Annotated in this window: 16 protein-coding genes; 6 read left to right on the forward strand and 10 right to left on the reverse strand. The window is 63.1% G+C overall.

Annotation, left to right across the window (positions count from 1 at the left end; genetic code table 11):
- Positions 1–139: 139 nt before the first annotated feature.
- Complete coding sequence (locus Q0K07_RS09540) at positions 140–1,117, reverse strand: YbhN family protein (protein WP_294558765.1); 978 nt, start codon at positions 1,115–1,117, stop codon at positions 140–142.
- Positions 1,118–1,584: 467 nt separating this feature from the next.
- Here Q0K07_RS09540 and xerD point away from each other — a divergent pair, with 467 nt between their 5' ends.
- From xerD to Q0K07_RS09555, 3 genes are all read left to right on the forward strand, one after another.
- Complete coding sequence (gene xerD, locus Q0K07_RS09545) at positions 1,585–2,712, forward strand: site-specific tyrosine recombinase XerD (protein ID WP_294558766.1); 1,128 nt, start codon at positions 1,585–1,587, stop codon at positions 2,710–2,712.
- 10 nt (positions 2,713–2,722) lie between these two features.
- Complete coding sequence (locus Q0K07_RS09550) at positions 2,723–5,572, forward strand: CBS domain-containing protein (protein WP_294558767.1); 2,850 nt, start codon at positions 2,723–2,725, stop codon at positions 5,570–5,572.
- Between the two features lie 145 nt (positions 5,573–5,717).
- The gene (locus Q0K07_RS09555; RefSeq protein ID WP_294558768.1) at positions 5,718–7,721 is read left to right on the forward strand and encodes an alpha amylase C-terminal domain-containing protein; all 2,004 of its coding nucleotides are present in this window, start codon (positions 5,718–5,720) and stop codon (positions 7,719–7,721) included.
- 192 nt (positions 7,722–7,913) lie between these two features.
- On the opposite strand, the gene Q0K07_RS09560 is transcribed toward Q0K07_RS09555, so the two are convergent.
- Positions 7,914–9,251 (reverse strand): hypothetical protein, encoded by a 1,338-nt coding sequence (locus tag Q0K07_RS09560; RefSeq protein WP_294558769.1) that lies wholly within the window; start codon positions 9,249–9,251, stop codon positions 7,914–7,916.
- Complete coding sequence (locus Q0K07_RS09565) at positions 9,244–9,573, reverse strand: hypothetical protein (RefSeq protein ID WP_294558770.1); 330 nt, start codon at positions 9,571–9,573, stop codon at positions 9,244–9,246. The genes Q0K07_RS09560 and Q0K07_RS09565 overlap by 8 nt, the downstream gene beginning before the upstream one ends.
- A 513-nt stretch (positions 9,574–10,086) precedes the next feature.
- Here Q0K07_RS09565 and Q0K07_RS09570 point away from each other — a divergent pair.
- Together Q0K07_RS09570 and Q0K07_RS09575 are read left to right on the forward strand one after the other, a co-directional pair.
- Positions 10,087–10,404, forward strand: a complete 318-nt coding sequence (locus Q0K07_RS09570) for a multidrug efflux SMR transporter (protein WP_294558771.1) — start codon at positions 10,087–10,089, stop codon at positions 10,402–10,404.
- 59 nt (positions 10,405–10,463) lie between these two features.
- Positions 10,464–11,375 carry a LysR family transcriptional regulator gene (locus Q0K07_RS09575; protein ID WP_294558773.1) on the forward strand — a complete coding sequence of 304 codons (912 nt, stop codon included), beginning with the start codon at positions 10,464–10,466 and terminating at the stop codon, positions 11,373–11,375.
- A gap of 681 nt (positions 11,376–12,056) precedes the next feature.
- On the opposite strand, the gene Q0K07_RS09580 is transcribed toward Q0K07_RS09575, so the two are convergent.
- The 7 genes from Q0K07_RS09580 to Q0K07_RS09610 form a co-directional block, all read right to left on the reverse strand.
- Positions 12,057–13,331, reverse strand: coding sequence for a (Fe-S)-binding protein (locus Q0K07_RS09580; protein WP_294558775.1), 1,275 nt, complete (start codon positions 13,329–13,331; stop codon positions 12,057–12,059).
- Position 13,332: 1 nt separating this feature from the next.
- The gene (locus Q0K07_RS09585; protein ID WP_294558784.1) at positions 13,333–14,709 is read right to left on the reverse strand and encodes an FAD-linked oxidase C-terminal domain-containing protein; all 1,377 of its coding nucleotides are present in this window, start codon (positions 14,707–14,709) and stop codon (positions 13,333–13,335) included.
- A gap of 363 nt (positions 14,710–15,072) precedes the next feature.
- Positions 15,073–16,239 (reverse strand): pyridoxal phosphate-dependent aminotransferase, encoded by a 1,167-nt coding sequence (locus Q0K07_RS09590; protein ID WP_294558785.1) that lies wholly within the window; start codon positions 16,237–16,239, stop codon positions 15,073–15,075.
- A gap of 90 nt (positions 16,240–16,329) precedes the next feature.
- Complete coding sequence (locus tag Q0K07_RS09595; RefSeq protein ID WP_294558786.1) at positions 16,330–17,607, reverse strand: TRAP transporter large permease; 1,278 nt, start codon at positions 17,605–17,607, stop codon at positions 16,330–16,332.
- A 9-nt stretch (positions 17,608–17,616) separates the two neighbouring features.
- Complete coding sequence (locus Q0K07_RS09600; protein WP_294558787.1) at positions 17,617–18,228, reverse strand: TRAP transporter small permease; 612 nt, start codon at positions 18,226–18,228, stop codon at positions 17,617–17,619.
- 271 nt (positions 18,229–18,499) lie between these two features.
- Complete coding sequence (gene dctP / locus Q0K07_RS09605) at positions 18,500–19,588, reverse strand: TRAP transporter substrate-binding protein DctP (protein WP_294558788.1); 1,089 nt, start codon at positions 19,586–19,588, stop codon at positions 18,500–18,502.
- A gap of 1,137 nt (positions 19,589–20,725) precedes the next feature.
- A complete protein-coding gene (locus Q0K07_RS09610; RefSeq protein WP_294558789.1) occupies positions 20,726–21,223 on the reverse strand; it encodes an HD domain-containing protein in 498 nt (165 codons plus the stop codon).
- Between the two features lie 304 nt (positions 21,224–21,527).
- Here Q0K07_RS09610 and Q0K07_RS09615 point away from each other — a divergent pair.
- A partial coding sequence (locus Q0K07_RS09615; RefSeq protein ID WP_294558790.1) for an ATP-binding protein occupies positions 21,528–21,876 on the forward strand: 349 nt, incomplete at its 3' end.

Raw genomic sequence — 21,876 nt, forward strand, 5'->3', positions numbered from 1 at the left:
GTACAGTGTGTCCAGAGCAGACGGGCCTTCGCGGTACCCGGGCATCCTGCATTGACGGGCCTTCGCGGTACCCGGGCATCCTGCATTGACGGGCCTTCGCGTTACCCGGACATCCTGCGCAGTGGTAGCCGGGCGGGAATCACTCTTCGGGGGGGAGCATGGTTTCGCGTTCCTCTTCGGCGATTTCTTCCGGGGTGCGGCTGCGCAGGCGGAATTCATAAAGGAAGAGGAGCGTTACGGAAATGAGCAGCGGCACCAGGTAGTAGAGCACGCGGAACACCAGAATGGCCCCGAACAGGCGCTGCGGCACCACGCCGTGGATGATGTGCATGAGAATAAGTTCCAGCACGCCCACGCCGCCGGGAACATGGGTGAGCACCACGGCCACCTGCGCGAGGAGGTAGTTGGGCAGAAAATCGGCAAAGGAAATGGTGCTGCTTTCCGGCAGGAGCACATAGAGGCAGGCGGCGGCCACGAGCAGGTCGGCGCAGGCCACGGCCGTCTGTGCCAGGGCTATGGGCAGGGTGGGCAGGGCGAATTCCTTCTTGAAGATGCGCACGGCGCGGCCCCGGGCCCACCAGCACACAAACAGGTAGAGCAGGCACAGGCCGAGCAGCCCGGCGCCCAGCGGGCGGATATGGGAAGGATCAATGGAAAGTTCCGGCGGAATGTGCACATTGGCGAAGAGCAGCACGCCCCCGGCAAGGCCGAGCGCCCCTATCCAGAAGGTGACGGCCAGCATGAGCACGAGGCGCACGATGTCGATGGCGTGGAAGCCCCAGGCGCTGTAGAGCCGGTAGCGCACCGTGGTGCCGCCGAGCAGCGCGCCGAGGTTGTAGCTGATGGCGGAACCGGCAAAGGAAACAAGGCAGATGCGCGGAAAGGGCAGTTTGCGGTGTATGGCCTTGACGGCGAGCCAGTCGTACCCCACCAGAATGGCATAGTTGAGCACCACCAGAAAAACGGCCATGAGAAGCTGCCGGTTCCGTATGTGAAGAATACTGTCGATGATTTCTTCCATACTGTAGCGCTTGAGCTTGTCGTAGAGAAGCCAGCAGGCCAGTGCACAGATGAAGATGACGAGAAGCTTTCCCAGAATCGGCAGGTATTTTTTCATTATCGGCAGTCCAGACCAGAAGGGATACAGGGGTTCGCCCGGGCGATAGTTCCTTTTTGCGCAACTACAATACCCGCATGGAAGGCTAAAGGCAAGGGGGGGATAGCGGCAAATGCGATATGCTCTCCCCGGGGCTTTGTACCGCGTTTTCCGGGGTACGGGGCCTTTTTTCCGTCGCCTGAGGCCTCTTTTTGCCGATGGTTCCGGGCATGGGGAGGCCGTTCTGCGTTTTTTTTCGGGGAAAAAGGCGGCCCGTGGGCGGGAAGGGCCGGGAGAGGGGAAAAGAACGGGCTTTTGGGCGCGGCCGGGGCGTATTTCACGGCGTGTGCGGGGCTTTTTTCACGACTTTTGCAAAAAAGGGGCGCCCTTCCGGAAAGGGGGCTTTGGCCTGCGGGGCGTTGACGGCGCTTCCCCGCGCCGTTAATCTGAAGATTCAAAGAGTCGCAGAGCCGGAAAAGGGAGGAATCATGGCGGAAGAGGCGGCAACAGGCCCCGCACGGCGGGGCAGGCCGAGAAAGGTGCGTTCCGCGCTTCTGGAGGCGCAGGCCGTGATCGACGCGCCCGCGCCGGAAAAGAAGGAGCGGGCGGAACGCGCATCGGCGCTCAGAACGGCGCGCAAGGCGCCTTCGGACAGTCTGCGCTCCCTCGGGGAACGCTGGCTCAACGAACTTCTGGCGGTGCGCGGTCTTTCTCCGGCCACGGTGGATTCCTACCGGCAGGACATTGCCGCGCTTTCCACCTTTCTTGAGGAGAGCGGGGCGGAGCAGCTTTCCGCAGGGCAGGCTCTGGCGCGGCTGGACGACGAGGAGCTTCTGCTCTTTGTGGTGTGGCTCCGCCGGAGGGGCGACGGCAAGCGCACGCTGGCGCGCCGCCTTTCCTGCCTGCGCGGCTTTTTTTCCTGGTGCGCCGACAGGGACATGATGGAGGGCAACCCCGCCGCCCTGCTGGACGGGCCGAAGCTGCCGCACACCCTGCCCGCCGTACTGACCCGCGAGGAGGTGCTCGCCCTCATTGCCGCGCCCGACGAGACCACGAAGCTCGGCCGCCGCGACAGGGCCATGCTGGAACTCATGTACGCCTCGGGCCTGCGCGTGTCCGAGCTCACCGGCCTGCATCCGCTGGACATCGACCTTCAGCGCGGGGTGGTGCGGGTGTTCGGCAAGGGCCGCAAGGAGCGCCTTGTGCCCATCCATGCCCGGGCCCTTGCGGTGATGGAGCAGTATCTGCGCGCGGTGCGGCCGGAATTCATGCCGCAGGACAGCCATGTGTTTCTGAACCGTTCGGGCACGGGGCTGACCCGGCAGGCGGTATGGAAGCTCATCCGCCGCTACGCGCTGGAGGCGGGCATAGACCGCGACATTTCGCCGCACACCATGCGGCACACCTTTGCCACGCATCTTCTGGAAGGCGGGGCGGATCTGCGTACCGTGCAGATGCTGCTCGGCCATAGTGACCTTGCGGCCACGGAGCTTTATACCCATGTGCGGTCCGACCTTCTGGACGAAGTGTACCGCCGCTGCCATCCGCGCAACGCCTGCGCATCCGGTTCCGCGCCGGATGGGGCCGACCTTCCCCCTTCGGGAAACCAAGCATAAAGGAACAACGATGAGCGCCGATACCGTCATCACCTGCCACGTCAACGCCGACAACGACGCCCTCGCCTCCATGGTGGGGGCCTGCATCCTGTACCCCGGAGCCGCGCTGCTTTTTCCCGGCAGTCAGGAGCGGCAGGTACAGGAATTCTATGAGGAAGTGGTGGAGCCTCTCTACACCTGCGTGAATCAGAAGGAGCTGGATACCGGGGCCGTGAAGCGCCTTGTGGTGGTGGATACGCATCTCAGGAGCCGCCTGCCCCAGGTGAAGAGGCTGCTGGAGGAGAAAAGCGACATCGACATCCATGTGTGGGATCACCATGCCGTAAGCGACGACGAAGGGGAGGACAGGCTCCCGGCCTCCCTCATGCGCGTGGAAAAGGTGGGCGCCGCAAGCACCATGCTCGTGGAGGAGATACGGAAAAGGGGCCTTTCCGTCACCTGCGAGACGGCCACGGCCCTTGCCGCGGGCGTGTACGGCGACACAGGTTCCTTCCTTTACAATTCCACCACGCAGCGTGATCTCGACGCGGCCTCCTGGCTTCTGGGGTGCGGGGCCGACCTTGCCATGGTGAGCAGGCTCATCACCCGCGTCATGGGCCGCGAACAGCTGAAGGCCCTTTCGGTCATGCTGGAAAACACGCAGGTGCGCGAGGTGGGCGGCGTGGTCATGGCCATATCCTCCATGCAGAGCGAGACCTTTCTTGAGGATTTCGCCACCCTTGCTCCGCGCATCATGGAAATTGAGGACTGTTCCGTGCTTTTTGCCATCGCCTCCATGGAAGACAAGGTGCAGGTGGTGGGCCGGAGCCGTTCCTCTCTGGTGGACGTGGGGGAAATCTGCCGCAGGCTGGGCGGGGGAGGGCATCACTACGCCGCTTCCGCCTCGGTGAAGGACATGACCCTTCCGCAGGTGCGCGATTTTCTGAAGATGCAGGCGTCGCTCATTGTGAACGCCGATGAAACCGCAGGCAGGCTCATGACCGCGCCCGCCCTCGGCGTGTCGGAAAAGCTCACCATAGGCGAGGCGCAGTCGCTCATGATCCGCTACGGGCTGAAGGCCGTGCCCATTTTTGCCGACGGCACGCAGCGCTGCGTGGGCCTGCTGGCCCAGGAAACCGCGGCCAAGGCCTCCAGTCACGGACTGGCCCATGTGGCCGTGGCCATGTACATGCAGCGTTCCTTCAGCGTGGTGCCCGAAAGCGCGGATATTCAGGAACTGGTGGATATCATGATCGGCGGACAGCAGCGCCTCATTCCCGTGGTGGGCGGCGGCGATGTGGAGGAAACCGACGAGGAGCGCCGCGCGGCCCTGCTGCTTGAGCGTTCCGTGGTGGGCGTGGTCACGAGAACCGACATCATACGCCTGTTCATGGGCGAGAACGGCGCGCACATTCCGCCGGTGAGCCGCAAGGCGCGCAAGGAACGCAACCTTTCCTCCACCATGTGCAAGCGCCTTTCCCCGCCGTGCATGGCCTTTCTGCGCATGGCCGGGGAAATAGCCCAGGACATAGGGGCCTCGGCCTATGTGGTGGGCGGCTTTGTGCGCGACCTTGTCATGGACAAGGGGTTGAAGTGGCCGGATATCGACATCGACCTCGTCATTGAGGGCGACGCCATGGATTTCGCCCACAAGCTGGGCATACGGCTGAAGGGCCGCGTGCGCGAGCACCGCGAATTCATGACGGCCATGCTGGTGTTTCCGGCCGAAAGTTTGTGCGCCGATGTGGAAAAGCACCGCCGCACCCACCTTGCCGACCCCACGGAAATCAAGGTGGACATCGCCACCGCGCGCCTGGAATTCTACGCCGAACCCGGCGCCCTGCCTCAGGTGGAGCGCGGCTCCATCAAGATGGATCTGTACCGCCGCGACTTTTCCATCAACGCCATGGCCGTGCGCCTCAATCCGCAGGTGTTCGGTCAGCTTGTGGACTTCTTCGACGGGCAGGAGGACATACGCAACAAGCGCATCCGCACCCTGCACGCCCTGAGCTTTGTGGAAGACCCCACGCGCATGTTCCGCGCCGTGCGCTTCGAGCAGCGCTACGGCTTCCGCATGGGCGCCCAGTGCGAGAGGTTCATGCGCAACGCCATCGACGATCTGCACCTCATTCATCACCTTTCCGGTTCGCGTATCTGCCATGAGCTGGAACTCATGATGGAGGAGAGAAATCCCTTCCTTGCCTTCCGCCGCATGGACGAACTCGGCCTGCTTGCCGAGGTGCATCCGCTTCTGCGCATGAACGACGAAAAGCGCGACATGGCCGACCGCGTGCGCCGCGTGCTGGAATGGTACATGCGCATGTACCTGCCCGAGGAACCGGATCTGCTCATGCTCATGGTCATAGCCCTGTGCCGCCGCGCTCCGGCCGCCGATGTGGAAACCCTTCTCGACCGGCTTCAGTTTTCCGACAGGAGAAAGCGCGAGACCATGCAGGTGCGTTCCGCCATCATGGGCGCGCGGCAGGCCATGAACCAGTGGGAGAAGAAGAACGGCCCCATCAGCGACCTGCACCGCATACTCGGCCGCGCTCCGCTGGAAACGCTGCTCTACCTTCTGGCGCAGGAAGACGGGGAGGAGCAGCATGAAAAGCTCACCCGCTACATCTACATGGGCCGCCAGATGAAGCCCGACGTGAACGGCGAGGACCTCATGCGCCTCGGTGTGGAGGCCGGGCCCATGATAGGCCGTATTCTGAATGATGTGCTTGCCGCCAGGATGGACGATGAGTCCATGAGCCGCGAGGATCAGCTTGCCCTGGCGGCGCGGCTTGCCGTGCGCTACCTTTCCGAGGCCATGGCCGAAAAGGGCCGCACCCTTTCCGAAGCCATGGAGGAGGCGGGAAAGAGCAGGCGCGAATAGCCCGGCGGGGCTTGTGCTTTCATGGCATCATCCGTTATGCTGAAGGCGGCAAAGGCATGTGCGGCGGGGCTTTGGGGCCTCTGCAAGTCTGCGGGAGGGGGGTGCGCCCGCTTCCCTGAAAAGTGCGTTCAAGGAGGAATGCGGCATGGCATTGCTGAATCCGTTGACCGATGGCGAGCTTTCCGACTATCTGCCGTTTCTGGAAGAGAGAACGAAGCGTTACCGCGAGGAATGCGCGCGCATTCTGCGCGGTCATGATTCCCTGGCGGCCTATGCGGGCCTGCATCACTGGCTGGGCCTTCGACTGGTGACCGACGGGAACGGACGCCGCCGCTGGAGCATGTGCGAATACATGCCCGCCGCAGGCCGTGTGTGGCTGACCACGGACCGCATCAATTTTGAACTGCGTCCCGAATACGAATTCGTGCGTCTGGGCCACGATCTGTGGCGGCTCTACCTGCCCGAGGAGGCCCTTGCCCACGGCGATTATTACGAGATACGCCTGTACGGCAAGGGCGATACCGGCCTTCTGCGCCGCGTGCCCGCCTTTGCCCGCTGGGTGGAACAGGACAGGAACAATCCCGACCAGTGGTGCGCGAGGGTGTGGGCTCCGGAAAAGCCCTATGAATTCCGCCACGCCGCCCCGGCAAGGCCGAAGTTTCCGCGCATTTACGAGGCCCACATAGGCATGGCGCAGGATGCGCGCACCCATACCAGGGGCTCCATAGGAAGTTACGACGACTTTGCCTCCCTGGTGCTTCCCCGCATCAAGGCCGGGGGCTACAATGCCGTGCAGCTCATGGGCGTGCCCGAACACCCGCTGTACAAGTCCTTCGGCTATCAGGTGAGCAGCTATTTTGCGCCCTGTTCCCGCTACGGCGACCCGGAAGGCTTCTGCCGCCTGGTGGACGAGGCCCACAGACTGGGGCTCTACGTCATTCTCGATGTCACCCACGCCCATGCCTGCGCCAATACCGAGCAGGGCCTTGCCCGGTACGATTCCAGCGCCTATTTCTTCGATACCCGCGCCAATCAGTGGGGCACGCCCTCCTTCGACTATCAGAAGGACATGACGCGGCGCTTCCTGCTTTCCAACTGCCGGTACTGGATGGAGGAATTCCATGTGGACGGCTTCCGCTTCGATGCCGTGGGCAACATGCTCTACACCGATCACGGCATAGGCGACAGCTTCTCCCATGTGGGCCGCTGCTTCTACGCGCCGGACGGTTCGCACCGCACCAACGCCTGGGGCGAACTGTACCTGTGCATGGCCAACGCCCTCATCCATGAGCTCAACCCCGCGGCCGTGACCATTGCCGAGGAATTCAGCGGCATGCCCGGCCTGACCTGCCCGCCGGAGCAGGGCGGACTCGGCTTCGACTACCGCTTTGCCATGGGCCTGCCCGACTTCTGGGGCAAGTACATCAAAAAGCCCAGCGACATGGGACGGCTGTGGTATGAAATGACCAATCACCGCCCCTACGACCGCACCATAAGCTATGTGGAATGCCACGATCAGTGCATCAACGGCGACGACGCCATGATCTGGCGCCTGGTGGGGGATTCCATGTACACCCGCATGAGCCCCTTCAACGCCACCTGGAACGAAACCCGCGGCGTGGCCCTGTACCGGCTCATGCGCGGCATCACCCTCACTTCCGCCGACGCAGGCTACCTCAGTTTCATGGGCACGGAATTCGGTCACCCCGAATGGCTGGACGACGAGGAGCACGCCCACCGTCAGTGGCAGCTTGCGGAAGACCAGCTTTCCTTCTACGCCGCCCTGGCCCGCTGGGACAGAACGCTTCTCCGGGACATTGTGGACAGGCATCGCCGCGACTTTGCCAAAAATCCGGAATTCCGCTTCATCCATGAGGACAGGCGCCTTCTCGCCTTTGCCCGCGGCAGGCTGCTTTTCGCCTTCAACTTCCATGAAACCCGTTCGGAACCGGAAATGTGCTTCCCCGTGCCTCCGGGCAAGTATGTGGAAGTCCTCTCCTCCGATGAGCCGCGTTTCGGCGGCTTCGGCAACCTTGTGCCCGGCAAGCCCGCCACCGAACATTTCAGCGACGCTTCCACCGGCATAGACATGCAGAACATCACCCTGTACCTGCCCCCGCTCACCATGCTGGTGCTGGAGAAAAAGTAAGCCCGGCAGGCCCGGCGCATGCGGCGAAAAACGCCGTGCGTCCGGGCTTTCCGCAACGAAAAAGAAAAGCCCGTCGGTCTCCGGCGGGCTTTCTGCTTTGGGTTGCGGCGTGTTTTTCGTTGCAGAAGGGCTCCTGTCTGCAGAAGTCGGTGCGGGCAGCATCATGCCTGCGCGGGGCACGGAGCCTCTGCGCTACATGAACTCCTGCGTCGCATAGGCCGGCGTGACGAGCGGCAGGGAATCGAACCACAGGTCGGTGTTCTCAAACTGCGGTATGAGATGATGGTTTGCCAGCTGTGTTTTGATGACGAGGGGATTGACGTTGAAGTCTTCCGCCATTTCGCCCCACAGGTCTTCGTCGCGGTAATCGTCCCCCATTCTTTCCCTGATCTGTTCGATGGGGCACAGCAGTTCTGCGGCAAAGGCCCGCTGCGTTTTCTGGCGTGCGGTTTTATCGGCGGTGGCGGGCAGAATGGTGTCGTCCTCCGGCGCAATGACGGCATCGCAGATGAGCCTTGAGACCATGAAGCGGATGGCGGTAGGCTGTCTTTTATTCAGCAGCACCGAGAAGGCATTGTCGCCTCCCCGCCGTGCGCCGAGGCCGAAACTGTTGTTTCTGTGCGGTGCGGCAAAGAGCCTGTCGGGAGAAGTTTCCAGAATGCCGCACAGGTCCTCTGTGGAAAAAACGTCACGGATTCCCCAGATGCGGCGTGCTTCCCGGGCAAGGGCATAGCCGAGATCCCAGGGAAGAAGACGGTCGCGCTCCTGCCTTGCAAGCTCGCGCAGAGGCGCAAGGGAGCTGATGCGTATGGGGATACCCGCCTCATGCTTTTCCAGCGCAAGAATTTCCTCGCCCGCGAGGGCGTCGTTGTGCAGAAGATACGACAGTTCCTGTACGGAATGCGCGCCGACGCTCCGTGCCCTGTTCATGATGGACATGACGGCTTCTTCCGGCCCTTCTCCCGCGTCGTAGCCGAGCCTTGCCTCAATCTGCCGGAACATGGCAAGTTCCCTGTCGTTCTGCTCGTCCTGAAGGATGTTCCACAAAGCAAGCACGTCGGTTTCTCCGAAGGCTTCGTTGCAGATATCGACAAAGGAAGCGATTTCCTGCTCGAATTTTTTGGCGGAGATGAGCGCGGAGAACGGGGTCAGACAGATGACGGAAGAGCCGTCCGTACCGGTGGTGGGAAGGGAGGTGATGCGTATGGTTTCCCCGTCGGTCTGAAAGCCTATGGTCGGCCAGCTGTAGCCGTATCCTGCGGCAGAGAGCAGGTGCGACATGCGCCAGTCGGTGGAAGGCCTCTGCGGGGTGGGTTCCCAGCGCAGCCGCCACCAGTTCGAGACAAACCACAGAGCCATGGGGTAGGGCGCGAGAGCCACGGAGGATTTTTGTGCGTTGTCGCGCAGATCGTAATTTTCCGTGAGATTCTTTTCCAGCAGATCTATGCGGATATCGGCAACGACATCCTCAGGGCGGCTCTGTTCCTGCCGGGGAATCCAGTGTGCTGATATGGAGAAGTTCTCATTCATGGTCGGAGTTCCAGCGGGTCAGAATTTCCGTGTACAGAGGATCGTTTTTCGACAGGGGAAAGCCGTGACAGGTGCCGCTTGTCTGATCCAGCCTTGCCTCAAGAGGAATGTTTTCTGCGGAAACGGCCCAGATGTTGCACGGCCATTCCTCGCACAGTTTTACGCTCAGAAAACCCCGCCGCAGGCCTTCTTCCAGCAGTTTTTGCGCAATACGACGATGGAAGATGCCGACATCGTCGCAGAGATTTTTCCTTGCCGAAGCGCAGGAGGGAGGAATGAGGCCGAAATCTCCGGGATTTCTTTTGTGAAGCGGATTGCCCACATATCGCGGACCGTGCAGGAGAACGCGCGCTCCCAGAACCGGATCGTATGCGATTTTTCGTTTATGATTTTTCACCGGGCGTTCATACCTGGACTGGCGGCCTCGAAGCATCGACTGTGTGTTGCGCCAGCATTTTTTTGAATAGTTATCTTGTTTTCCCCCTCCGCGCAACAGCGTTTTTCCTGATTCGGAAAGCAGAAAAGAGACGACGGACCATACGGGCAAGGGGTAGGATGATGGGAAGAGAAAAGCCGTGCTGTCTTTCGTACACAGGAAAAAAGACAGGACCTTTCCTGGAAAGGAGTATGGACCGCATGACGGGGCATGGTGATGCAGTTTTCCGATGTATTCGTGCGAAACCTTAAAGTCCTGCTTTAAGCTCCTTCAGGCAGGAGCCTTTTTTTTATGCTACCCCTTTCCGCGCCGGGACATGCCCGGCAGGCGCGCTTCTTCGCACAAGCGAAGGCGCGACATCATCTGCAGAACATGCGGGAGAGAAAAGGAGAAAAAGGCATGAACGCATGGATTCTTCTCATCATGGCGGGGCTTTGCGAGATAGGCTGGCCCCTCGGGCTCAAATGGGCGCAGTCCGGGGCATGGAGAGTGCCGGGCGCGGTGATGGCCGTGGTATGCATGGCCGTGAGCGGCCTGCTGCTTTTTCTGGCGCAGCGGCATATCCCCATGGGCACGGCCTATGCGGTATGGACGGGCATAGGCGCGGCCGGTGCCTTCGTGACCGGCATGGTGCTTTTCGACGAGCCTTTTTCCCTTATGCGCGCGGCGGCGGTGACGCTCATCGTGTCGGGCGTGGTCATGTTGAAAATGGCCTGAGCTTCCGGGCCGCGAAAAAGGGCATTGACCCGCGCCGCATCGTGCGGCAGGAAAAAGGCATGATCATTACGACGGAACGACTCCAATATCTCTGGGCCGTGGCCGAAACCGGCTCCTTCACCGCGGCGGGCCGTCGCCTCGGCGTCAGCGCGGCGGCCGTGCAGCAGGGCATCGTGCACATGGAAGAGGAGCTGGGGGCCGGGCTTTTTCTCCGCAGTCCGGGCAGACGGCCGGAACTGACCGAGCTGGGGCGGCAGTTCTACTTCCATGCGCTGGACATCATTCCCCGGCTGGAAGGGCTGGAACACATGGCCGCCGTGCGCGGCCGCGGCAGGGAAGCGCACCTGCGCGTGGGCCTGCACGGCTTCGTCACCACGCCCGCCGTGCTGGAGGCGCTGGCCGGGCTGCAGCGGGCCTTCCCCTCGCTGGAACTTTCCGTGTACGACGGCGAGGATGCCGTGCTGCACTGCGACAAGCTGCGCCTTCTGGACAGCAGCGCCCGCCACGGCGTGGACATGCTGCTTGCCCCGGCGCGCCTGCGCTACGATCACGGCGGTCAGTCCGTGGTGGTGGGGCGCATCGTGTGGCGCGTGGTGGCGGCTTCGGATCATCCGCTCAGCCGCATCCGCGGGGAACTTTCTCTGGATGATCTGCTGCGTCATCCCCAGCTTCTGCCCATGCCCGGCGTCATCAGTTCCGATGCCTTTTACGACAGCTTCCGCCTGAGCAGCCGCCTTGTGCATTACAGCGAGTTCCACCAGCTTCGGGAAATGCTCCTTGCCGGCATGGGCTTTGCCGTGTTTCCCCGGCAGCTTGCCCTGCCGCTGGTGCGCGAGGGCAGGCTCAAGGTGCTGGAACTGGACTTTGACGACGGGGCAAGCTCCACCCCTGTGGAACTGGCCTGGGTGAACTCCCTGGGCGAGGCCGGAACATGGCTGGTGGAGCGTTTGCGCGCGCAGGAATGGGAGTAGGGCGGCTTTGGCCTGCTCCGCTCCGTAAAAGGGCGCTTCTTTTGCTGTGAGGGCGGCGCTTTCTCCCTCAGGCCGGGGCGGAATCGGATGACGGGCGGGAGACTTGCGGTCGGAACAGCGCTTTCCCGCAGGCGGGGGCGGCATGAGACGGCGCTCTGCCTGAAAAGGCCGGGTACGCCCGGCGGGCCTTTCCTTTGCCGCGGCATTGCCGCATCGCCAGGGGCGGGGCTGTGCGGTAAGGGGCCGGAGGTTGCCGGGAGAGGGGCGACTGGGGGCTGCGTCTGCCTCCGCTGCGTTTTTCTGCGGGCGGAGCCTGCCCGGCGGCCCGGTTTTCCGAGGCGTTTTTCTTTTATGAGCATGAGGCAAGGCCCGTGTGCGGACAGGCTCCGGCGGCTTCGGCGTTTTTCCGCCATACGACCCGAGGGAAGGAAGCGCGGTTCCCGCAACGGAGGGAAAGCCGCCTTGTTGCGCAAAAGGCGCGGAGGGAAAAGGCCCCGGAGAGAAACGTTTTTTTGCGGAAGAAAAGGGGGAAGCCGGGCCTGTTCGCCGTTTCTGCCGGGAGTGCCGCAGCGGGGCACGGAGGGGCCGCGGGGAGAGCCTGCGAACAAAAACGCCTGCCGGAGGAGGTTCCGACAGGCGCTTTTTCTTCCGGCAGAAGGAGCGGCAATGCGCTCTCCTTGCCTATTTTCCGAGAAGTTCGAGGGTATGGCAGGCTCTGGCGTCGGCCTTCAGGCGCTTCAGGTGATTGTTGAGCTGAAGCACGCAGCCCGGGCACTGGGCGGTGACGATGTCGGCCCCGCTTTCCACCACGGCCCTTGCCCGCGCTTCGCCGAGTTCGTCGGCGATATCCGGGTTCTTCAGGCTGGAAACGCCGCCCCCGCCGCAGCAGGTGCCGGGGTCTTTGAGTTCCACCACGCGTATCCACGGCCTTGCGGCAAGTTCCCTGCGCACGGCGCGGCCCACATGGGGATCGAGGCGGAAGTGGCACGGGTCGTGCACGGCCACCACCAGCGGATCGGCGGCAGTCACGGGGCGCTCGCGCAGGCGCAGAAGCGCGGCGGCAGGCAGGTTTTCGGGCAGGGCGCCGATGAAGCCGCGGCGCTCGTCGTGCCTCTGCAGGAACACGGCGGCGTCCACGATGCGGCCGGCAAGTTCCCGGCCGGCGGCGCCGTATTCGCGCGAAAGGGTGCGGTGGCAGGTGGCGCACAATGTGAGCACCGGCATGTCGGGGCAGGAGGCGAACACTTCGGCATTGTGCGCCTGGGCCTTTTCAAAGGCCTCCTTGAAGCCGCTCAGCTGGGCGGGCGCGCCGCAGCAGGACTGTGCACGGAGAATGAACACCGTGTAGCCGCGCAAAGAAAGGGCGTTCACCAGCCGCAGCGAGGCTTCCACGTTCACCAGACCGCCGAAGCAGCCCGTGAACAGCGCCACCTCGCCCACCTGCGTCACGTTGTCCGGCGGCATGACGCGCTCGGGCAGAAGGTCGAACAGGGATTTCTTCGCAAGGTCGGGCATGCTTCTCCTGCCCGCCGCGCCGCACAGCGCATCCGGCAGGTGCCGTATGCTTCCGCGCGTATCCAGCGGAAAGACGTGCTGGAAAAAGGAGCAGACGCGGATCATGTTCCGCATGAGCTCGCGCCGGGGCAGAAGCGTGCAGGTGACGAACTTTTCCAGCCTGCGCTTCAGGGTGAGTCTGCCGTCGCCTTCGGCAAGGCGCGCGTCGAGAATGATCTGCGCGCCGTCCACGCCCTTGCCGCAGATTTCCGTGCAGGCAAGGCACTGAAGGCAGCTTTTGATGGCGTCGTGATAGCGCAGGCCGGGTTCCAGTTCCCCTGCGGCCACGGCGCGGGCAAGGTCGATGCGGGCGCGGGGGCCGAAGGTTTCCACCAGATGATGTTTGTAGCTGGGGCATACGCTGAGACAGCGGCCGCAGTATTCGCAGGTGGGGCCTTTCATGCTATCTCTCCAGCTTGCCGGGATTCATGATGCCGTAGGGGTCGAACAGGCGGCAGATGCCGCGCATGATGCGCATCTGCTCGTCGCCGAGCTGCATGGGCATGTAGGCCTTCTTTTCCAGGCCTATGCCGTGCTCGCCGCTGATGGTGCCGCCAAGTTCCAGAATGGCGCGGGTGGATGCGTCGCAGAACGCTTCGTAGGCCGCATCCTCTTCGGGCTTGCCCGGGCTGTAGAGCACCATGGGGTGAAGGTTGCCGTCCGCCGCATGGGCGATGGTGACCACGTTGCACTTGTGCTCTTCGGCCAGCTTTTCCATGATCTTGAGCGCGCGGGGCAGCAGGGAGACGGGCACCGCGTAATCCAGGGTCACCAGCCTGTCGGCCTTGCGCACCAGGGCCGCCGTGCCGCCGCGCCGCGCCTTCCAGAGCGTGTCGCGCTCCTCTTCCGTGGTGGCGGATTCCATGCCCACGGCCTTGTGCTGTTCGCAGATGGCCTCAATGGTCTTCATCTGACCTTCCAGCACCATGTCCGGCCCGTCCACCTCAATGAGCAGGGCCGCGCCCGCGCCTTCGGGGCAGGGCACGCCGTACACTTCGGCCACGGTGCGGAGAAACACGCCGTCCATGAGTTCCAGCGTGCAGGGCAGAATGCGGTGACTGACGATGTCGGCCACCACGGAACCGGCTTCGGTCACGTCGGAAAAATAGGCCAGCGCCGTGCGGATGCTCTCGGGCATGGGGATGAGCTTCACCGTCACTTCCGCAATGAAGGCCAGCAGCCCTTCCGAACCGCAGAGAAGGCGCGGCAGATCAAAGCCGGTCACGTCCTTCTGGCAGCGGTTGCCCATGTGCACGATTTCCCCGCCGGGCAGAACGGCGGTAAGCCCGAGCAGATAGTCGCGCGTAACCCCGTACTTGGCGCCGCTTGCGCCGCCCGCATTGGTGGCCACGTTGCCGCCTATGGTGGAATAGAGGCAGGAGGTGGGGTTCGGCGGGTACATGAGCCCCTTTTCCGCCGCTGCCTTCTGCAGGTTCCCCGTCACGCAGCCGGCCTGCACCCGGGCCAGGCGGTCGGTGACGGAAACCTCAAGCACCTTGTTCATGCGCGAACTGCACAGCACAAGTCCCCCCAGCACCGGCACCGGAGAACCGGCAAGGCTGGTGCCGGAACCGCGCGGATACACGGGTATGTGGCGCTGATTGCAGAGGCGCATCACGGCGGAGGCTTCCTCCACCGTGGCGGGCAGGGCCACGGCGTCGGGCCTGTGGGTGGCGAAAAGGTCGTAGGCGAAGGAACGCAGGTCTTCCTCGGAATCGAGAAAGCCCTCGGGGCCGAGAATCTTCTTGAGTTCTGCGGCAATGTCGGAAGGCAGGCTCATGCTGTTTCCCTTATGCTGTGCCGTCACGGGCGCGGCAGCGCGCCCGCCGGTTCTGAATGTTGTTGCGAAAATTCGCTTTTTTGTGGATGACGGCGCTTTCTTACGCCCATGCGGGGCACTTGTGAAGCCCCTCCCCGCAAAGCGGCCCGGCCGGAAGGGGCCGGAGGCCTTTTCCGCTCAGGATGCCCCGCGGGCCCGGCATGGCCGCTTTCCCCGGCAGGGCAGGCGCGGGCAGGCCGGTGTTTCCCCGCCGGGGCAGGGCGCTTTTGCAGGCGCGGGCGCACCCTGCCAGAGTCTGCCCCCCCCTTGTTCCGGCGGAGGGCAGCCGCGGCGGGATGCGCGTTTCAGGCGCGGGCCCGGAGGTTAAGCGTGCTTTCTGAGATAGGCTTCCATGCGGTCCATGGCTTCGGAAAGCTTTTCCTCGTCCACGGTGCAGGCAATGCGGATGCAGCCCTTCACGGTTTCTTCCGGCCCGAAGGGGAAGCCCGGCACCACGATGACCTGCGCCTTGTCCAGCAGGTCGATGGCAAAGGCCAGGGAATCCTTTTCCGCGGCCTCGATGTGGGGGAAGAGGTAGAAGGTGCCCGAAGGTTCGAGGCAGCGCACGCCGGGCATGGCGTTCAGCCTTTTTGCGGCAAGGGCGGTGCGGCGGGCATAGGCTTCGCGGAAGGACCGGAAGGCTTCCTGCGGGCCGGTGAGGGCGGCGAGGGCCGCGCGCTGGCTGGGCGTGGAGGTGCTTGCCACGGAATAGCTCAGCACCTTGACCATTTCCTTCATGATCCAGGAGGGGCCGAGGGCGTAGCCCACGCGCCAGCCCGTCATGGCAAAGGTCTTGGAGAAGGAGTTGAGCACCACGGTGCGCTCGAACATGCCGGGCCTTGTGGCAATGCTTTCCGCCCGGCCGTGGAACACGATGCTGTCATAGACTTCGTCGGAAATGACCACAAGGTCGTGGCGTATGGCTAATTCGGCCAGCATGTCCAGCGTGGCGGCGTCGAACACCACGCCCGAGGGGTTGCAGGGCGAGTTGATGAGCAGGGCGCGCGTTTTGTCGGTGACACAGGCTTCCATGGCCTCAAGGGTGGGCATGAAGCCGTTGTCGAAGCTGGTGGGCACCTGCACGAGGCGGCCGCCCGCAAGGGCGCAGTGGCCCTGATAGTCGGAAAAGCAGGGCGCGGGAGCGATGACTTCGTCCCCTTCGTCCAGCAGCGTGCGCATCACGGCAAGCAGGCCGTGCATGGCCCCGGAGGTGATGAGCAGGTTTTCCTGCTCCCAGGCAAGGCCGTGCTTGGCGCGTTCCGCACGGAGCAGGGCCGCGCGCAGGTCGCCGTCGCCCCGGGAGGGCGCGTAGTGGGTGAAACCTCCGGCGGCGTCCTTCATGGCGGCTTCGCACACGAAGGCCGGGGTATCGAAGTCCGGTTCGCCGATGCTGAGGGATATGACGTTGTCGTAAGCGGCGGCTCTTTCCACCATGCTGCGGATGACGCTGAAGCGCAGCGGCGTGACGTGGGAACTCAGAGTAGTGTTCATCGCAGGCTCTTATGGTTTGAAGCCCCGGTCTTCCGGCCGGGGCTCAGGTGAAAAACGTGTTCCGCCCGGCGGGGCCGGGCGGGGATGGCATCAGAGATAGCCCAGCATGCGCGGTATGGTCAGGCACACGGCGGGCACATAGGTGACGAGCAGCAGCACGACGATTTCCACGGCAATGAAGGGCAGCACCGCCCTGATCACATAGGAAAGGTCGAGCTTGGTCACGCCGCAGATGACGAACAGGCACACGCCGAGGGGCGGGGTGAGCAGGCCCACGGCCATGTTGAGCACCATGATCATGCCGAAGTGCAGCGGCTCGATGCCCACCTGCGTGGCCACGTTGAGCAGCGTGGGCGCAAGAATGATGATGGCCGCGCCGCCTTCCATGAACATGCCCACAAAGAGCAGCAGCAGGTTGAGCAGCAGCAGGATGACGAGCTTGTTGCTGGTGATGGACTGGATGAGTTCGGCCAGCTGGTTGGGGATCTGTTCGGCGGCGAGCAGCCAGGCAAAGGCGTTGGCCGTGCCGATGATGAGCAGCAGCACCGCGGTGGTGAGCACGCTTGAACCGAGCACCTCGATGAGGTCCTTCATGCGGAGGGTGCGCTGACACACGCCGAGCAGAAGCGCGTAGAGCACGGCCACGGCCGCGGCTTCGGTGGAGGTGAAGAAGCCGAACATGATGCCGCCCATGATGATGGTGGGCGCCATGAGGGCGGGCAGGGCCTTCCAGAATTCACGGAAGAAGCGGCGCAGGGTGAGGGGGTTCGTGTCTCTGGGGTAGTTTTCGCGTATGGCCACCACATAGCTGTAGGCCATCATGCCGAGACCGAGCAGCAGGCCGGGCACGATGCCCGCCATGAACAGGCCGCCTATGCTCATGCCCGTGGTCACCCCCATGATGACCATGAGGATGGAGGGCGGAATGATGGGGCCCATGGTGGAGGCGGCGGCGGTGACGGCCGCGCTGAAGCCGGGGTTGTAGCCGTTGCGGATCATGCCGGGCACCATGATGGAGCCGATGGCCGCGGCGTCGGCCACGGCGGAACCGCTGATGCCGCCGAGGAACATGGAGGCGGCGATGTTGGAATGGGCAAGGCCCCCGGGAATGCGGCCCACCAGCATGTAGGAAAAGTCGATGAGGCGCTGGGTGATGCCGCACTTGTTCATGAGATCGCCCGCAAGCACGAAGAAGGGCACGGCGAGCAGGGAGAAGGAGTTGAAGCCCTGGAACATGCGCTGCACCACCACGAGCAGAGAGGTGTCGTGCAGCATGAGCCCGGCCACGGAGGTAAAGGCGAGGCAGAGCGCCACGGGCACGCCGAGAAACAGCGAAACAAGGAACACGAGAAAGATGAGCATGAGCATGGTGTTTTCCTACTTCTTTTCGCTGTTCTTCAGGGGATCGAAAACGGGGGCGTCCTGTGCGTTTTCACAGGTGGCGGCCACTTCCGACATGTCTTCCATCACCGAGCTTGCGATGCTTGCATTGGAACCCGCGCTGGTGGGGAACCTGTCCTGCAGCATGTCGGCCACCATGCTGAGCGCCATGAGCGCGCCGCCCACGGGCAGACACAGATAGGGGTAGGTCATGGGAAGCTGCAGCGCAGGGGAAACCTGCATGGCCCCGCGCATGGCAAAGGCCCAGCCCTTCACCACCACAAGGAGGAAGAAGGCCAGCATCACAAGCTGAATGAGGGGCGCAAGATACTTGTCGTACACGCCCGCGGGCAGATGCTCCACAAGAATGCGCACGCCCAGATGCCTGCCCTGGCGGAGGGCCACGGCGCTGCCCAGCATGGCCAGCCAGCACATGCTGAAGCGGGCTATCTCTTCGCTGGTCTCAAAGGTGAAAAGGTGGGTGAAGCGGCAGAATACCTGACCCAGCGTGGCCACAACCATGACAATGCAGAGGGCGATCCCCAGCCACAGGCTGATCTTCATGAGAACATCCGTCAGCCTGTTGACCTGGAAGGATATCAACGTCATGACATTTTTCATTAAGGTAAACCTCAGAGGAAAGGGAGCGCGGCGCGCTCCTGTTGGAGCCTTCCGGCCGGAAAAGCCGGAGTACTCTCAAGGCCCGCACAGGAAAAAGTCGGGGACGATGCCACCGTCAAAAGACCGTGCGGATGTTACGGAACAAAACAACCGGGAAAGGTCCGAACGAGCCTTTCCCGGAAAGCGTACAGGGTCCGGAGGCGTGCGCCTGCGGAGGGCGGAAACCCGCCTTTCCCCGCAGGGACAGGCCCGGCCGGTCTTACTGACCGCGGGCGATCTTCACCATTTCCTGAGCTTCGCGGATGCATTCCTGCAGAAGCTCATCTTCCTTGCCGGCCACCTTGGCGGAAGCATCCTGAGCGGCCTTGATGGCGCCGTCCACCCATTCCTGGCCGATGCGCTTGGCAATGATGTCCAGAGCGGCGGGCTGGGCCGCGTTGCGGAACATCTTCTGCTCCTCGGCGGTGGGGGTGTGAATCTTCATGCCCTTGTCGGCCATGTCCTTGAGGGCCGCGGCGTCGCTTGCCGCGGTGATGCCGGCGTGCACGATGCAGAAGGCTTCGGCGCCCTTCTGAAGGGCCTGCTGCTGTTCGGGAGTGAGGCTCTGGTACTTGTCTTCATTGATGAAGATGACCAGCGGGCCGTAGAGGTGGCCGTCGAGCACGAGGCTGTCCTGCACTTCATAGAACTTGGAGTCGTGGATGTTGGCAATGGGGCATTCCATGCCGTCCACCACGCCCTGCTGGAGCGCCATGTACAGTTCGCTGTAGGAAATGGGGGTGGGGGAGGCGCCCAGGCCGCGCGTCATGGCCATGTGGGCGGGGTTTTCCATCACGCGGATCTTGAGGTCCTTCATGTCGGCGGGAGTCTTGAGTTCCACGCCCTTGGCCGTGAAGTGACGGAAGCCGTGTTCGGCAATGCCGAGAATGCGCACGCCCGTCTTTTCACGGAATTCGTCGGAAAGCTTCTTCACGAAGTCGGACTTCAGGAATTCCCAGCCCGCCGCGTTGCTGTCGATGAGGTAGGGAATGTCGAACACCATGGTCTGCGGCACGAAGTTGGCCGCCGGGCCGCTGGTGAGCGTGCCCATGTCGATGGTGCCCATCTGAATGCCTTCCAGAGCTTCCGCTTCGCCGCCGAGCTTGCTGGCATGGTAGAAGACAAGTTCCACTTCACCGTTGGTGGCCTTGCGCACCATGTCGGTGTACACGTCGGCCGCGCACACGGTGCGGTTTTCCGGGGTATCGGGGCCGGAGTTGGCTACCTTGAGTGTGATCTTCGCTTCAGCGGCGGCTGCGCCGGCAAGGAGCATGGCCAGGGACATGAGAACTGCAAGGGATTTTTTCAAGGGACGGAACCTCTGATGAAAATATATGCTGAGGTGAAAGGGAATCCTCTCCCGCCGTTGCGGCACAGGGAAAGTCGGCTTTCCGGCAGATTATGCCCGGTATATGATTTTGTCAATAAGTATATAAAATGCAACCTACTGAAAAGAATGATGTTTTCAAAAATTTATTCCGTTTTTTCCGCTTGGAGGGGGCAAAGTTTCCGCAAGGTGTGAACATTTTTGGAAGAAGGCGGGAGCGCACCCTGAAAAAACATGCCCGGAAAGCGCTTCCCTGCATGCCCGGAACATGCGCGGCAGAGGGGGGGGGAGGTACCCGGGGCAAAAACGGAGCCGTGCGGGGGCGGAGGAAACGAGATGGGGCAAAGGCGGAGGGCCGGTTGCGGGCCGGAAGCGGGGAGAGGAAGGTGCGCCGGGGAAAACGGGAAAAACACAAGGGAAAAAGGGGCTGGCGTGCAACGGCGCAGGGCGGGAGTGGTACCCGGGAGAGAGTCCGGGGAAAAGGCCGGAGATGTGCGGGGCCGGACGCGGGGCCTGTTTTCGGGGAAAAGGGAAAAATACGGAGTAAAATAAGCAGTTGGCGCGCAACGGCAACGGCAAAAGGCAGGAAACGCATGGGGGGGCCGCATCCCGCACAGCCTCCGGGCGAATCCGGGGCAACGTGCGGGAAAGGGAGATGGGATCTGCCGTGCGCAGGCCGTGCGGAAGGGGAGCCGCCTGCAGGAAGCCGCACACAGGGGCCGGGGCTTCGGGAAAGGGAGTGCCGGAAGAGCGGAGGGCCGGGCGCAGGGCCGGAAGGGGGGAGAGGAAGGTGCGCCGGGGAAAACGGGAAGAACACAAGGGAAAAAGGGGCTGGCGCGCAACGGCGCAGGGCGGGAGTGGTACCCGGGAGAGAGTCCGGGGAAAAGGCCGGAGATGTGCGGGGCCTGTTTTCGGGGAAAAGGGAAAAATACGGAGTAAAATAAGCAGTTGGCGCGCAACGGCAACGGCAAAAGGCAGGGAACGCATGGGCGCCGGGCAGAAAAAAGCCCCTGCACACGGTTTTTTCACGGGGGAAGCCGCACGCAGGGGCCGGGGCTTCGGGCGCGGCGCTCCGGGGCGCCGTTTCTGCCGGAGTACCGTGCCCGGATTTGCCCGGAATCAGTCCTTCAGGCCGAACATGGTTCTGCACAGGGCCTTGCCTCCGGGGGTGGAAAACACGCGCTCAAGGGCCGCGCGCACGGCCGCGGGGCTTTCGCCGTCGTCATGCAGGTTTACCAGAAAATCCGCCTCCACAAGGATGCGGTAGTCTGCGCCGTCCCTATTGGCGTAGGTATGGTGATGCCCCACAAGGTAGCAGACGCGCTCCACCACGCCGGAGGGCAGGCCCAGCTTCTGCAGCAGCTTTTCTGCCTCTGCCGGGCCTTCCTTTTCCTGCAGCGCGCCGGAGGCGCTGCCGTATATTGCTTCCGCCTTCTTTATGCCGATGTCGTGCACCAGGGCCGCCGCCTCAAGGATGAACTGCGTTTCGGCATTCAGGCCTTCCTCACGGCCCAGCAGGCGGGCGAAGGCGTGCACTTTGACAAAATGCTGGATGCGCCGGGCGTCGCCGGAAAAATATTCCGTCATGGCAAGAAAAATGCGGTCGATATCGTCCATGGAGCTGTCCTTTTCAAGGCGCGATGTGCGCGGCATTGTCTTCCGGGCATGCGCGGCGCTGAAATCTGCCGTTTTTTCCGGGTGTTGTCCTTGGGTGTACGGCCGGGGGCAGGGGGCGTCAATGCCCATGGTCACAGAAAGCCCCCCTTGCCCATGGCAACATCATTCTTATTGTTCAGAGTCAGGGGCCTGCCCGGAATTTCCGGTCATGGCGGCCCCGGCACGGCCGGCCTGCCCGCAACGGGGCATGCGCAGGCACGCGCCGCCCCGCACGGGGCGGAGGCACAACACATCAGGAGAAACCATGCTCAGAAGGATCATTCATATCAACGAAGAAGCGTGCACCGGCTGCGGCCTGTGCGCAAAGGCCTGCCATGAGGGGGCCATTGTCATGGAAAACGGCAAGGCCCGCCTTGTGCGCGACGACTACTGCGACGGCCTCGGCGACTGCCTGCCCGCCTGCCCGGCGGGGGCGCTGTCCTTTGATTTCCGCGAGGCCGGGGCCTACGACGAAGAGGCGGTGAAGCAGCACCTGCACAGCCAGGGCCGCACGCTCCCCGCCGAACCTGCCGGGGAAAGGAAAAGCGAACTGCGCTTCTGGCCGGTGCAGATCAAGCTTGCGCCGGTGAACGCCCCGTATTTCCAGGATGCCG

The sequence above is a fragment of the uncultured Mailhella sp. genome (genome assembly GCF_944324615.1).
In the GTDB taxonomy this organism is placed as follows: domain Bacteria; phylum Desulfobacterota; class Desulfovibrionia; order Desulfovibrionales; family Desulfovibrionaceae; genus Mailhella.

Excerpts from the sequence above, each read along its gene's own strand:
- Q0K07_RS09610 (WP_294558789.1), bottom strand. The coding sequence starts at position 21,223 with ATGGACGATATCGACCGCATTTTTCTTGCCATGACGGAATATTTTTCC.
- Q0K07_RS09560 (WP_294558769.1), bottom strand. The coding sequence starts at position 9,251 with ATGAATGAGAACTTCTCCATATCAGCACACTGGATTCCCCGGCAGGAA.
- Q0K07_RS09580 (WP_294558775.1), bottom strand. The coding sequence starts at position 13,331 with ATGAAAGGCCCCACCTGCGAATACTGCGGCCGCTGTCTCAGCGTATGC.
- Q0K07_RS09585 (WP_294558784.1), bottom strand. The coding sequence starts at position 14,709 with ATGAGCCTGCCTTCCGACATTGCCGCAGAACTCAAGAAGATTCTCGGC.
- Q0K07_RS09570 (WP_294558771.1), top strand. The coding sequence starts at position 10,087 with ATGAACGCATGGATTCTTCTCATCATGGCGGGGCTTTGCGAGATAGGC.
- Q0K07_RS09575 (WP_294558773.1), top strand. The coding sequence starts at position 10,464 with ATGATCATTACGACGGAACGACTCCAATATCTCTGGGCCGTGGCCGAA.
- xerD (WP_294558766.1), top strand. The coding sequence starts at position 1,585 with ATGGCGGAAGAGGCGGCAACAGGCCCCGCACGGCGGGGCAGGCCGAGA.
- Q0K07_RS09595 (WP_294558786.1), bottom strand. The coding sequence starts at position 17,607 with ATGCTCATGCTCATCTTTCTCGTGTTCCTTGTTTCGCTGTTTCTCGGC.
- Q0K07_RS09540 (WP_294558765.1), bottom strand. The coding sequence starts at position 1,117 with ATGAAAAAATACCTGCCGATTCTGGGAAAGCTTCTCGTCATCTTCATC.
- Q0K07_RS09590 (WP_294558785.1), bottom strand. The coding sequence starts at position 16,239 with ATGAACACTACTCTGAGTTCCCACGTCACGCCGCTGCGCTTCAGCGTC.
- Q0K07_RS09555 (WP_294558768.1), top strand. The coding sequence starts at position 5,718 with ATGGCATTGCTGAATCCGTTGACCGATGGCGAGCTTTCCGACTATCTG.
- Q0K07_RS09550 (WP_294558767.1), top strand. The coding sequence starts at position 2,723 with ATGAGCGCCGATACCGTCATCACCTGCCACGTCAACGCCGACAACGAC.
- Q0K07_RS09600 (WP_294558787.1), bottom strand. The coding sequence starts at position 18,228 with ATGACGTTGATATCCTTCCAGGTCAACAGGCTGACGGATGTTCTCATG.